Consider the following 13,413-nt stretch of genomic DNA (forward strand, 5'->3'; position numbering starts at 1 on the left):
GTCTTCTTGGTATGCGGAGCTTCTTTCTTGCTATCGCCCTCCGGCTCTTGGTAAGGCGCTCGAGCTTCTTGGTATGCGGAGCTTCTTTCTTGGTATCGCCCTCAAGCTCTTGGTAAGGCGATCGGGCTTCTCTGTATCCCAATTAGATATTTTTTCATTCGCCAAAGCTCTTGATTTCCAACTTACTTCCTTCTATAATAGTAAACTTGTGAGTATTGATGTAAGGGGGGATTTGGTGCCAGTACTGGAACACCTGAAGAAAGAGGCAGAATATGAGTGGCCGCAGGAATCAATTAGCGATAGTGAGTACGAATTGATTCGAATGCAGCAGAATATGAAGGAAATTGCCAAAGATCATAAGGTGCTCGGAATTGAGCAAACAAAAGAAGAAAAATGGGTGATTGTGTCCCAAATAGATGATGGCCATACCTGTCAAATCATGATTCATACCTGCTCTACTGCCTATGATGGGCATTGGGACTTTGCGATTCAGGCCGAATATTATAATTCTTATTCTCTTCATATTGATGACATCAAAGGAGAAGAAAATCGCGGATTTGGTTCAATCTGTATGCAATATCTTAAAGAACACGCTGGCAGGCAGAATATTCAACAGATAACAGGCGATGTAGCTAAACGAGATTGGTCACATCTTGACAGACTCATTTATTTTTATCAGAAACATCATTTCAAAGTTGATATTGACTACACTAACCAAAGCGGTTCAATCTATTCTGAGGTAAAAAATTAATTATCGTATACTTTTTCACACAAAATACGAGCCATGACACTTGAGTAGTCACAGCTCGTATTTTTCTATAGAAGACCTTTGTACATTTCCTTCATTAAACTGGTAAAGCGATGCATGATATAAACATGGCTGTTAATACAATTAGACCTGACGTAATAAGCCATTTCTCTTCCGTCGTTCGCTTTACTTTTTCCATTAGCTGCCCGCCCCTTGTCCCTGCTTTTTTTACAGCATATGTAGCCCTCTCTTAAATCAGAACACGTAATAGGAGGAATATTGGAGCTATAAATTGGGCATGATATCATTCATCATCCGGGGAAGAGGCGATAATTTATATGGATTGGTTTAGAATGTTGCAGCATGCTTGCTCCATATTGGCTTTTGTTTGTTTATTGCTTATCTATATTAAAATGGCTCGAGAATCCAAACGAAAAACCAATACAAAAAAGGCAGCGGACAAATAAATTGTCTGCTGCCTTTTCTTTAAGCTTCTAATGCTTTTTCAATATTTTCTTGTGTAATATTCCAATGTGACTCCGTCCACTGTACCTGTCCATCTTTTAGAAGAAAGGCTTGAGGGGATTTATGGACCACTCCAAGATCCTCGGCAATCTGGTTCGAGATTGGACGTGATTCTATTACTTTTACAAAAGCCGTCGTTATTTGCTGTCCCTGCTCAGTCTCTAAAAAGGCTTGGTATTGTTTGTAAGCATCCGCACTGATTGGGCATTGCGTACTGTGTTTAAAAAGCAGAACGGGTTCACTTGTTGCTTTTTGCTGTAGTTCTTTCCAATCTTGTTCTGTCACGAGTTCATTTGTTGTTGGCATTGGACTTCATCCTCCTTTTGTGTACTCCAAACTATACTCATCTCTTTCTTGAGTTTCAAATAAATTGACTTCGCTACTCAATATGATACATTAATGCGATGGCACCGGGACCTGTATGGGTACTTATAATTGGAGACGTAACATTAATCACACATGGGAAATCTCCCACTGCTTTTTTTAAAGACTCAAACAAACGTGTTGCTAATCCTTCAGCTTCGATATGACTAATACTTACCTTTTTTATGGTTTTGCCTTGAGCCGCCTTTGTAAATCCATCCACTAAATATTCAATAACCTGTTTATGCGTGCGCATATTTTTAATTGGAGACAGCTGCCCTTCCTCTAAAAAAGCAAGAGGCTTCACTTTTAATAATGAACCAATTAATGCTTTCCCCTTACCTATTCTACCGCCTTTAGCTAAGTACTCCAAAGTGTCTAGCATAATATAAAGGTGAGACTGATCACGTATCTCTTGAAGACGCGTAATAATTGCCCCCATCGGCTTGCCAGCTTTAGCCATATTCGCTGCTTCTTCAACCTGGAAAGCTAGTGCTCCTGATATATATTCAGAGTCAACCACCATAACATCTGCTTGGGAATTCGAAGCAGCCAGCTCAGCAGATTGGAAGGTTCCACTCATCTTTGATGTCATATGTATAGATAGAATTTGCACCCCTGGATGTTGAGCTTCTAACTGCTCATACACCTGCTGGAATGAACCAACGGACGGTTGCGAGCTTCTCGGAAGTTCAGAAGAAATGGCTAATAAATCTACAAATTCCTCAGGACTTAGATCAACACCATCTAAATAGGTTTCTCCATTAGCCTGAATGGATAACGGTACCACTTGTATATCAAGCTCTTTTACTCTTTCTCTCGTTAGGTCACACGTTGAATCGGTTACAATTTTAATCATAAATTTTCTCCTTGGGCCAGAAAGACGTTAAAAAAAGCCTAAATATCAGGCAGTAACCCTGCTCATCTGACACTCAAGCTTTTTTTATTATACCATTGCTGTGTTTATTGACAAGATAAAAGCGTTGACAAATTGATGAATATATCAACTCAATACTTTTATAAGCTTTTTTACCCTTTTACTCCTGTTAATTTAATTCCTTCAATGAAGTATTTTTGGAAGACAAAGAAAATAATTAATACAGGTAATAAAGCAACAATCGAGGCGGCCATTAATAAAGACCACTCTGTTTGAAACATTCCTTGGAACATAGCAAGACCTAATTGAACCGTATAGTTTTCCATCGAATTAAGATAAATAAGCGGTCCAAGAAAATCATTCCATTTACCGTGAAACGAGAAAATAGCTACAACGGCAAGCGCTGGTTTTGATAACGGTAAAACAATGCGATAAAAAATCTGGAACGTATTACACCCATCCATTCTTGCTGCTTCTTCAAGTTCATTTGGAATCCCAAGAAAGAACTGACGTAACATAAATATAAAGAAAGCACCACCACCAAAATATGATGGAACAATGAGTGGTAGAAATGTGTCAACCCAACCTATCGAACTAAACATAATAAAAACTGGAATCATTGTTACTTCTCCAGGAAGCATCATGGTTGCTAATACAACAATAAAAAGCACATTTCTCCCTTTAAATTCTAGCTTGGCAAAACCATAAGCTACTAATGCGCCTGTGAACACTTCACCGATCATCGATAGCGTAGCAATGATAAAGGAATTAGCAAAAAAGCGGTGAAAAGGAGCAAACGTCATGGCTTCAATATAGTTACTCCACACGACGGGATTTGGAATCCATTGCGGTGGGAATTGAAAGATCTCACTTGAATCCTTTAAGGACGTTGACACCATCCACATAAACGGAACTAGAAATATAAAGCTCATTGCGAGTAACGATAAATAGATACCCGTTTTTTTGGTTATCTTACTTAGTTTCTTTTGATTTGTTTCAGATCGAGTATTTATATGCTTCATTATTTCTTCTTCCCTTCGTAATACACCCAAAGAGGTGAAGACTTAATAACTAGCAATGTAATAAGAAGAATAATGACAAAGAACACCCAGGCCATCGCTGATGCATAACCCATTCGCATAAATTGAAATGCATTTTGCCATAAATAAAGCATATAGAATAAACCTGCGTCATTCGCCCCACCAATAATATAAGCCTCTGTAAATATTTTCATTGCCGCAATAATTCCCATGATTAAGTTAAATAAGACAATCGGTGATAATTGTGGCAGTGTAATATGCCAGAACTTACGTAATATACTCGCCCCATCTAAATCAGCAGCCTCATAAAGATGTTTCGGTAAGTCTTGTAATGCCGCCAAGAAAATAAGCATGGCATTTCCAAATCCCCATAAACTCATAATTATATATGAAGGCAAAACAAAGTTCGGATCTCCAAGCCAGTTCGGCCCCTCAATTCCTATTTTCAATAATATTGTATTAATTAGGCCAACATCTGAGTTGAAAATCCATCTCCATAGCAAGGCTGTTGCAACACCAGATACAACAGCTGGCAGATAAAAGATCGTACGGAATAGCTTCACACCTTGTACTTTTTGGTTTAGTAACATTGCCGTTAACAGCCCTCCAGCTAAGTTAAGCGGAACACTAAACGCAGCAAAGGTAAACGTAACCTTTAAGGATTGCCAAAACTTTTCATCTTGGCTTAACTCAACATAGTTACTAACCCCAACAAAACTCGGGCTTTGAAAGGTATTCCAATCTGTAAAGCTTATATAAAAAGAAGCAATGACCGGACCCACAGTAAATAACAGCATGCCAAGTAGCCATGGTGAAATAAATAAGTAGCCTTCGAGATTTTTCTTAATCTGGCGTTTCTTTTGATGATTCATTTTGTTTTACCCCTTTCTCCACACGCTACATAAAAGGATCAAAGAGATACCTTTGATCCTTATGACAAGCTGCGATTAATCCTCTAAAAGCTTACGCAATTCTTCAGCCGTTTTAGTAGCCAGTTCTTCAGGGGTCCCATTTCCTTCAATCAATTGACTTGTAAGGTGATCATAAACAATTGTATCAATTTGCTGTTGCTTAGGATGCGGTGTGAATCCGCGCGCAAACTCCATAGACGCTGTCATGGCCTCAATCGCTGAATCTTTTTTACGTGGTTCAATATCTTTTATAGAATCGGCTAATTCACTATTTGGCGGGACAATTTTCCATTCCTGAATACGCTGTGTCATATCACGAAGAGCCTCGTAAGCTACATCAGGATCCTCTGTTTGTGCACTCGCTACAATGGAAGCTAGCCAGTTAAATGTGGCACGCTGCTCACCTTGTGGAACCACGGTAGCTTCTACATTTAAGCCCTCGACACGATCAAGATCATCAGCCGCTCCTCCCATAAACATAGCCACGCGACCCGCTTTAAACATTTCCGCTAATCCTTGCTGCTCGACCGTGCTTGCTGCCGGAATACTTCCATCTTCATTTAAGATGCTGTGTAATACTTCAATTCCAGCAATCGACTCTGGAGAATCAATAACAACTTCGCCATCTTCTGTTATTACATCTCCACCCATTGCCCAGATCCATTGGTGTGTTGGAGGCCAGCCATGTGTAGTAAAGCCCCATTGATCTAACCTGCCATCGCCATTAATATCCTGTGTTAGTTCAATTGCCGCCTGACGAAAAGTATCTAGGTCCCAGCTCTCATCGGGATAATCCATACCTGCTTCATCAAAGATATCCGTGTTGTAATATAAGATGACAGGATTTGAAATCCACGGTAAGCCATATAAACTTCCTTCATACGTGGATGGAGTTAACGTATCTTCATAATAAGTATCAAGATTTATTTTTTCATCAGCTTCTACATATTCTGTTAAATCAACTAGTACTTCTGATTCTGCATAAGTAGAAATCCACTCTTGAGATAGATAAAAAATATCTGGAGCATTATTACCTGCAATTCTTGTTTGAATCGCCGTTGGATAATCATCAGCGATGGTAATTAATTTTATTTCGTAGTTTTCAGCTGCATCATTCACCTCATCTACAAGCCCTTGGAGCTCCTTAATTTCTTCTGGTCCACCCCAGGCTGCAAAATCAATGGTTGCTTTGCTACCTTCTCCACTACTCGAGTCACCACCACAACCTGTCAAAATAAGTGCCAACGTTGCTCCAGCAACTGGACCTAGCCATCTCTTTTTCATCTAACTTCCCCCTCTTGAAGTTCTATACAAATTTGTTCGGTGAGCAAGCGTTTTCATTACAGATTATAATTCTCACCTGTTTTCAAAAAGCGCAGTGATAAAATCACTCAATGTAACGTTACTTAAAGTCTATATAAAGCATTACAAATAGTCAATAATTATTTTTATAACCTGTCATTATGTAACGTTACTATATTATTTCTCATTACTAAATGCTATACTGATAATGATTGAAAGGAGCTTCGAGCTATGAATATTTTTTCTAAAACGTTTAAAGATTATTTTTTCTACTTATTTAAAATTCTCGTTGTAGGTGTTCTTTGGCTTTTTTGTTCCCTACCCCTTATTACAGTTGGACCTGCTACAGCTGGTTATGCTTATTACATGAAACAATTAACAACAAGTCATGATCATCGTCTTATTGGTTATTTCAAAGGGGTTAGACTATTTTTTTGGAAAGCCTTTGTCCTGCAATGGCTTCTCTTGATCCCGACACTCGTACTTCTAGGTAATTTCTTTTATTTTTTCCAGATGGATCATTTCTTATTAAAGGCTTATGCCATTCTTTGTTTTTATACGTTTTTAGGCTGGATTCTTTTCTCCCAATCAGTGTTTGCCACCCTTACGTATACAGCTAGTTTAAAAGGTACCTTCTTCAAGCGAGTGCAGCAGATTCGTCAAGATTTTTGGCGAGAATTGCTTATCATATGGCCCCTAACTCTTGTACTACTCATTAGCCTACCAACTGTTATCGCTTTTATATTTTTTACTCTACCGATTCACATGCTACTTATGCAGCATCGCTTACATGATTAGAACTCTATCTTTCTGATAAAAAGACGACCGATGTAACTGCTGTAGAGTGGACCGTCATGTGCTGTACTTTAGAAGTTGAACTATTTCCCTCTCACTTGCTACATTCAAATTAAAACCATTTTCTTATGTAAGAAAGTTACTTAGATCCTGCATGTGTAATATCTTATACCCTAGATACATGCGGACGAACAGGAGGCTACTGAAAAAGTCATCTAGAAATGAGCTTATGCACCGCTACAGGAGAAAACTTCGCTTTCCACGGGAACGGCCTCAGCCCTTGAAGTGGAAGAGCGCCACTTCAAGGGCTTCAGACGCGTTCTGTTCCGTAGGAGTCTACGTTTTCTCCTTCCGCTCCTGTTCCCGATCAGACAAATGACCAACATTCCTGTATAAAGAAATGAGGGTTGTTTTTTTGTTTAATCAGGTACTCCCGCGGTAAGCATTTTCCCATTTTCGGGAGCGGAAGCGATACACCTACACTCAGATACCCTCCAATTCCCCCTTATTTTACAAGCAGAGTAAATTTACGGAGCGATATCTATCCTTGTTTGTACAATAAAAAAAGCCGAACAATGAATGGAGAGACTCCAACATTCTTCAGCTTTTAGATTAGTTATATTTTTTTGTCCCAGCCTCTTGGATTAACGTCTTATTTAGACATTACCATTTCTTTATCATATTCAAGTGAGTGTAAGATTTCATTTAATGAAAGCTCCGCGCATGCCATTGATGTATCAGCAACCCCATAGTACATTCGCACAACATCACCTTTTACAATGACGCCACATGAAAAGACAACATCTCCAAAAAATCCTTCAACTTCATAATCTTCTTCAGGCTCCAGAATAGGCACTGTTGACCTGGCGATGACTTTAGACGGATCATATAAATCAAGTAATAAGGCACCCATGCAATAACGATTATCTGTCGAAGCCCCGTGATAGAGCTCTAACCAACCCTTATCTGTTTTAAATGGTACAGCGCCCCCACCAATTCTTCCGCTATCCCACATCCCAGGGCGTAACCCAATAAGATGCCTATGATTTCCCCAATATAGCAAATTATCCGACTCAGCGATCCACATCTCAGGCTTCCCAGTACTTTTAGGCACAGGTCGATGCAAGGCATAATATTTCCCGTTTATCTTCTCGGGGAATAGCAGCACATCTTTGTTCTCTGGAGCGAAAATCATACCATGATGAGTAATCTGTTTAAAATCTGTTGTTGAAACTAAAGATTCGCCCACTCCTACTGGAGAAATCGCACTAAAATAAATGTAATATGTACCTTCAATTAGTGTGACTCGTGGGTCTTCAATTCCAAACGTCTCTAGTTTGTCTGTTGGATAAATAAATGGCTCTGGATCAACTGAAAAATGCTTACCGTCTGAACTTCTGGCAATACGAATATATGATAAAGACGTCAAATAACAAAAGCTCGACTTATCTTCTCCAGCATGACGAATGGTTCGTGGGTCAGTGAAATCATATCTCGTATCATCTAAAGAAAGCTCTATGATTTCAAGCTCTTTTGTTTGCTCATTTAATATAGGCGCTTTAATTGTGGTGTCATCATGATTAATCGGACGCTCCGCCACACGTAATAGCAGTAGCGTTTCTCCCTCATATTCAATAACACCTGCATTAAAAGCACCAATTACTTCAAAATCTTCCCGGTGAGGAGTGACATCCATTGGCGTGATAATTGGATTATTTTCATATCGAACGATCTTCATCGAGGGTCTCCTCCCTCGTATTCAAGAAATGGATCTTCAAGTTCAATCCGTTGAGCCTCCGCATCACTGATACCTGCATAAAGTACCGCTCTCCCAGAACCTTTACGAATCAGACCACCACTAAATACAACGTCCTCTAAGTCCAATCGCTTCGCTTCACCAGGAAGAAAATCAGCTCTTTGAGCAATAATTTTCATATCAGTAAATGTGTTTGTAGCAGGGTCGAATGCAAATGCCATCGGATAATAATGACGGTTATCATACTTGTCAAAACAAGCAATATGACCAAGTATACCTACATATCCATTTTCAAGCAGATGTAACTCATTACAACCACCCCACTCGTCCTCGGTAAACTGCCCATCTAAAAGTGGAGCTTGTTCTACCTTGTTTATTGTTAATTCCTCTAACGAACGAACAGACATATAACCAATTTTCCCTCTACCGCCTTTTTCGCCTTGCGGTCTCGTAAAAACACCGATGCTGCCATCTGCTAATTCAATTAGTCGCAAATCCTTCATTCCATCTGGTCCTTTGAAGACAAGCTCAAGATTATTAATATCCTGCCCCTTATAAAAAATCGTTCTCCAGGCAAGGGCATCTTTAATTTCGGGGTGAGGGAATACTTCTACCCCACCAATTACAAGCTCTCCGCTTATTTTTGTGAAAAAAGGATCCTGTAATGAATAAACAGGAGCGTCCTCAACGGGAGTCCATGCATCCCCTTTTCTTTCAAAGAAATACACTTCAGACCATTCACTATCACGGCTTTCTACTCTCCCCGCTATCATTTCCTTCCCCTGCTCTAAAAACGGTGCGGAAATATTGTACACGTCTCGATTCCCTACCCCTTGAAAGATTATTTTCTCAGAACCGCCTGCTTTTCGCTTACTTTCATACTCTTGTAGCAATATGGAACACGTTTTTAGTCCTGTATTTGATAACATATTCATGACACCCCTTGAATTTCATTATTATTTCATGACAAAACATTACAAAATAAGTTATAATAACATTATTAATTATGTTACAGTCATCTTTATCAAGCGTCAACTCTTTTATTTTTGTTTATTTCTTGATGACAAAATGATTTTGTTTTACTTTCTGGTAACAATATACTATATTGAAAAAGTCAAGTGACAGAGTTTCCTACAATTTGGACTTAATTGTTAATTTATAGATCTTTATTATTAAACTTAGATGAAAGAGTTGATTGTATGGCACGTAAAATAACAATGCAGGATATTGCTAATGAGCTAAATATTTCCAAGAATTCTGTCTCTCAAGCATTATCTGGTAAGCCTGGAGTAAGCGAGATAACCAGAGATAAAATTCAACAAAAAGCGAATGAACTTGGTTATTACTATTCCAAAGGAAAGCCATCTACCTCTCCTATTCACACTTCCGGAAATATAGCGCTTATCGCTTCTGATTTTGTTTTTTCACTTAGTTTTTTTGGAGAAATCTATCTAACTATTGAACAAGAATTAAACAAACGGGGTATGAACCTACTTATTCAATCCATTAATGAACAACAAAAAAATAATTTCTATACGGCGCCGTTTATCGAACAAGGTGATGTAGACGGGTTATTAATTTTGTCTCATATTAGTACTGATTATATTAACCACTTATTAACATTTAATCTCCCAACTGTTTTGATTGATCACCATGATCCTTTTAACATGACAGATTCGGTTCTTATAAATAATCGGTTTGCTGCTCATAATGCGGTGCATCATTTGATTGAGCTTGGTCACAAACGGATTGGTTTTCTAGGGGATGTTGATCGCTCTCCAAGTTACCAGGAGCGGTTTGAAGGGTATTTGCTTGCCTTAAAGCATGGTCACATTTCTCCAACAACTGATTGGCTTTTAACGAATGTGGACGAGGCAAGTGAAGCGATTAGCAAATCTGTTGATACACTGAATGAGCAGCCAACCGCGTGGTTTTGTATCAATGACGGCTTTGGCTTTTTACTTTTGACTCATCTACAAACAAAACAAAAACGTATCCCAGAGGATGTTTCTATTTGTAGCTTCGACAATGGCCAGCTTTCACGTATGGCTAATCCAAAAATGACCACCATGGATATCAATCTTAAGAATTATGCCAAAAAAGCAGTCGACCAGCTTTTCTGGCGAATCGCACACCCTGACGAGCCTTTCCAGGAAGTCCTTCTCCATTCAGAGCTTCTAGTAAGAGCATCAACCGGAAAGGCCTCACAATAGTTTATAAATAGTAAGAGCAGGGGCATAGAAGTATAATAAATAATAGAAAAGCTGAAGAATGCTGGATTTCCTCCATCAGTCTTCAGCTTTTTGATTGTATAAAAATGATAGAGGGCTGATGTTGCTTTGACAATACACAATGGATTCAATGGCAGGTTGTTCTTATAGTACAGATCACTTGCATAAATACGTGGAGAAATTGGAGGGTATCTGAATATCAGTCCTTCGTTAGCCCCCCGATAACGGGGGCGCGCTTACCGCGGGAAGACACCATCGCTAACGGGCTATGCCCTTATATCTCAACGAACCTTTCCATCGAGGCCACTGAAAAAGAAGCTTTATCGATAATGAATCTTCTTTTAAACAAAAAACAGCCCTCATTTCCTTAGATAGGAATGTTGGCCATTTGTCTGATTGGAAATATGAGCGGAAGGAGAAACCGTAGACTCCAACAGAACAGAACGAGCAAGACCGACATTGAAGTGGCGCAATTCCACTTCAAGGGCTGAGGCCGTTCCCGTGGAAAGCGTAGGTTTCTCCTGTAGCGGTGCACATGGGCTCATTTCTAATGACTTTTTCAATGATCTCCTCTTCATCTCGCAGGTGTCGTACCTCCATTTTCGTCCGCTTGGGTAGTGGCAGATATCAAGTTTTATACACAAATCTGAGGGATTAATTCTTCAATGCAGTAAAAACCTCTGCTTTATGACCAGTTAGTCTATTTACCAATAACAAATCGAATTTCTTCATACGTTATTTCTTCTGGAAGATGGTCTTTAATTGGTCTGAGAAGGTCAGACCCTACTTGTTCTGCTGTTTGCAAAATCAGTTCTCTTTTTTTGGGGTCTACTAGCTCTGCCAATTTTAATTCTTCCCCTTCCGATTCAGCACGGATTAAGTGGTTAATAATCGTTCGCTCTGTGAGTTGTCTTGTATCTACTAATTGTTGAATGGTTGCACCTTCACTGAAAAGCTTAGCCGTCTGTAGGTGATTATCCTTTGTGATTGCTTTCGATTTTAAAGGAGTTGGAGCCGAATCGCTTTTAATCTCTACATCAGGCTTTTGATCCTCATAGTTTTGAAGCACCTCTATGAATACCTGGGCATATTTTTTCTTTTTTTGCTCGCCTACTCCACTAATTTGCGCAAACTGGTCTTCTGTTACTGGAATATAGCGACTCATTTCCTTAAGCGTCTTATCTGAGAAGACCAAATATGGAGGGATATCTTCTTGGGCTGCGAGGTCCTTGCGAAGATTTCTTAAATGAGTAAATACTTCATCCTGCTCCTCAGGTCGTTGAACTTCAGGCTCCACTCTCCTCATCACCTTCTGTTGTCCAAGCAGAACATTGACGGCCAATTCATTAAGCTTGATCGTTGGAAATTCAGAATTTGTTCTACCTAAATATTCTTCGGCTACTAAATAATCGATAAAAGCTTGAACGGACTTTAGCGTTTGGTTTTTCATAAGACCGTATGTAGGTAGCTGATCTAAGTTAAATTGTTTTACCTTCTGGTTGGAAGAACCCGTTAACACCTGAGCGATCATTAGCTTACCATAACGTTCACGCATCCGCTTCACACATGAGAAGACCATTTGTGCTTCCTTCGTGCAATCCTGGCTCTCTCCCTCATGAAGGCAGTTACTGCAACGACCACACGGTTGCTCTTCTTCTTCGCCAAAATAATGAAGAATCATTGTCTGTAGGCAACCCTCTGTATGGCAGTAGGAGATCATTTTTTGTAATTTAGAGAACTCATTTTTTTTAAACTGCTCATCTGCTTCTGATTGTTCAATGAAAAATTGCTGCGTTCGGATATCCTGCCCCGAAAACAGTAGGACACATTCACCCTTCTCGCCATCTCTGCCAGCTCGTCCGGCTTCTTGATAATAGGCTTCAAGATTTTTTGGCAGATTATAATGAAGAACATAACGAACATTGGACTTATTTATGCCCATACCAAAAGCATTTGTCGCGATCATCACCTGGACCCGATCGTATAGAAAATCCTCTTGACTCGCCGTTCGCTCCGGTTCAGTCATACCTCCATGATAAACCCCCGTATTCCAGTGCTTTTTATTTAAAAAATCTGCTAGCTGATTGGCTTCTTTACGTGTAGAAACATAAATAATCCCAGGTTCACTTTGATGATGTTCAAGATATTTAGTAATGTACGCGCGCTTGTCCATACCCTTCACGACTTGAAATTGAAGATTAGGTCGCGCAAAACCTGTAACAACTGAATGGGTTGGGAGAATACTCAAATGAAGCTGCAAATCCTCTTGAACCTGCAGAGTTGCTGTCGCGGTCAAAGCCAAAATGACCGGTTTAGAAGGTAGGGAGTCTAGCCATGAAGGGATATTCATATAACTTGGACGGAAGTCATGACCCCATTGAGACATACAATGCGCCTCGTCAATGGCAACCAATGAAACCGTTACAGAAGATAGAATCCGATAAAATGATTGATTCTCCAATCGTTCTGGTGCTACATATATAAGCTTAAACTTTCCTTCTGTTATTCCTTGTAAACGGTGCTGCTCTTCCTGATACGACAGGGAGCTGTTAATGTAGGTAGATTCCACCCCAAGCTGTCCGAGTGCATCCACTTGATCTTTCATCAAGGATATAAGAGGAGAAATAACGATCGTTACCCCTTCAAGCATCATCGCCGGAAGCTGATAACAAATCGATTTCCCCCCTCCTGTCGGCATAATTGCGAGTGTATCATGGCCTGCGAGGACTTGATGAATCACCTTTTGCTGACCAGGTCGAAATTGCTCGTACCCATAGGTTTGTTTAAGCAATTGCACGGCTTGTTCCTGACTATATTGTGTGGCCAAAATAGAAAAGCCCCCTTACACATGTATGATACCTCAAT

General features: G+C 39.6%; 13 protein-coding genes. 4 read left to right on the forward strand and 9 right to left on the reverse strand.

The features are described from left to right. Positions 1 to 235: 235 nt before the first annotated feature. Complete coding sequence (locus FN960_RS17625) at positions 236 to 751, forward strand: hypothetical protein (RefSeq protein WP_260682051.1); 516 nt, start codon at positions 236 to 238, stop codon at positions 749 to 751. Positions 752 to 1,086: 335 nt separating this feature from the next. Further along, positions 1,087 to 1,215, forward strand: coding sequence for a hypothetical protein (locus FN960_RS23245; RefSeq protein ID WP_260682052.1), 129 nt, complete (start codon positions 1,087 to 1,089; stop codon positions 1,213 to 1,215). 19 nt (positions 1,216 to 1,234) lie between these two features. Here the strand turns inward: FN960_RS23245 and ytxJ are convergent, their stop codons facing one another. From ytxJ to FN960_RS17650, 5 genes are all read right to left on the reverse strand, one after another. Further along, complete coding sequence (gene ytxJ / locus FN960_RS17630) at positions 1,235 to 1,579, reverse strand: bacillithiol system redox-active protein YtxJ (RefSeq protein WP_143850183.1); 345 nt, start codon at positions 1,577 to 1,579, stop codon at positions 1,235 to 1,237. A 73-nt stretch (positions 1,580 to 1,652) separates the two neighbouring features. Then, a complete protein-coding gene (locus FN960_RS17635) occupies positions 1,653 to 2,495 on the reverse strand; it encodes a DegV family protein (RefSeq protein WP_143850184.1) in 843 nt (280 codons plus the stop codon). Between the two features lie 170 nt (positions 2,496 to 2,665). Then, positions 2,666 to 3,535: a carbohydrate ABC transporter permease gene (locus FN960_RS17640; RefSeq protein ID WP_143850185.1), complete on the reverse strand. Its 870-nt coding sequence runs from the start codon at positions 3,533 to 3,535 to the stop codon at positions 2,666 to 2,668. Further along, complete coding sequence (locus FN960_RS17645) at positions 3,535 to 4,425, reverse strand: carbohydrate ABC transporter permease (RefSeq protein ID WP_143850186.1); 891 nt, start codon at positions 4,423 to 4,425, stop codon at positions 3,535 to 3,537. The genes FN960_RS17640 and FN960_RS17645 overlap by 1 nt, the downstream gene beginning before the upstream one ends. A gap of 75 nt (positions 4,426 to 4,500) precedes the next feature. Continuing rightward, positions 4,501 to 5,748, reverse strand: coding sequence for an ABC transporter substrate-binding protein (locus tag FN960_RS17650; protein ID WP_143850187.1), 1,248 nt, complete (start codon positions 5,746 to 5,748; stop codon positions 4,501 to 4,503). 249 nt (positions 5,749 to 5,997) lie between these two features. Here FN960_RS17650 and FN960_RS17655 point away from each other — a divergent pair, with 249 nt between their 5' ends. Further along, positions 5,998 to 6,564: a YesL family protein gene (locus tag FN960_RS17655; protein ID WP_143850188.1), complete on the forward strand. Its 567-nt coding sequence runs from the start codon at positions 5,998 to 6,000 to the stop codon at positions 6,562 to 6,564. A 649-nt stretch (positions 6,565 to 7,213) separates the two neighbouring features. On the opposite strand, the gene FN960_RS17660 is transcribed toward FN960_RS17655, so the two are convergent. Both FN960_RS17660 and FN960_RS17665 read right to left on the reverse strand, forming a co-directional pair. Beyond that, positions 7,214 to 8,299, reverse strand: coding sequence for a BtaManbiosPhlase (locus FN960_RS17660; protein WP_143850189.1), 1,086 nt, complete (start codon positions 8,297 to 8,299; stop codon positions 7,214 to 7,216). After that, positions 8,296 to 9,246, reverse strand: coding sequence for an MTP-1 family protein (locus tag FN960_RS17665; protein WP_143850190.1), 951 nt, complete (start codon positions 9,244 to 9,246; stop codon positions 8,296 to 8,298). The genes FN960_RS17660 and FN960_RS17665 overlap by 4 nt, the downstream gene beginning before the upstream one ends. Positions 9,247 to 9,516: 270 nt before the next feature. On the opposite strand from FN960_RS17665, the gene FN960_RS17670 reads away from it, so the two are divergent. Beyond that, positions 9,517 to 10,530: a LacI family DNA-binding transcriptional regulator gene (locus tag FN960_RS17670; RefSeq protein ID WP_143850191.1), complete on the forward strand. Its 1,014-nt coding sequence runs from the start codon at positions 9,517 to 9,519 to the stop codon at positions 10,528 to 10,530. A gap of 377 nt (positions 10,531 to 10,907) precedes the next feature. On the opposite strand, the gene FN960_RS17675 is transcribed toward FN960_RS17670, so the two are convergent. Next, entirely contained in the window at positions 10,908 to 11,111 is a 204-nt protein-coding gene (locus FN960_RS17675; RefSeq protein ID WP_143850192.1) for a hypothetical protein, read from the reverse strand. Between the two features lie 137 nt (positions 11,112 to 11,248). Continuing rightward, complete coding sequence (gene recQ / locus FN960_RS17680) at positions 11,249 to 13,375, reverse strand: DNA helicase RecQ (protein WP_143850193.1); 2,127 nt, start codon at positions 13,373 to 13,375, stop codon at positions 11,249 to 11,251. Between the last annotated feature and the right edge of the window lie 38 nt (positions 13,376 to 13,413).

The organism is Alkalicoccobacillus porphyridii, from assembly GCF_007293315.1.
Lineage (GTDB): Bacteria > Bacillota > Bacilli > Bacillales > Bacillaceae_D > Alkalicoccobacillus > Alkalicoccobacillus porphyridii.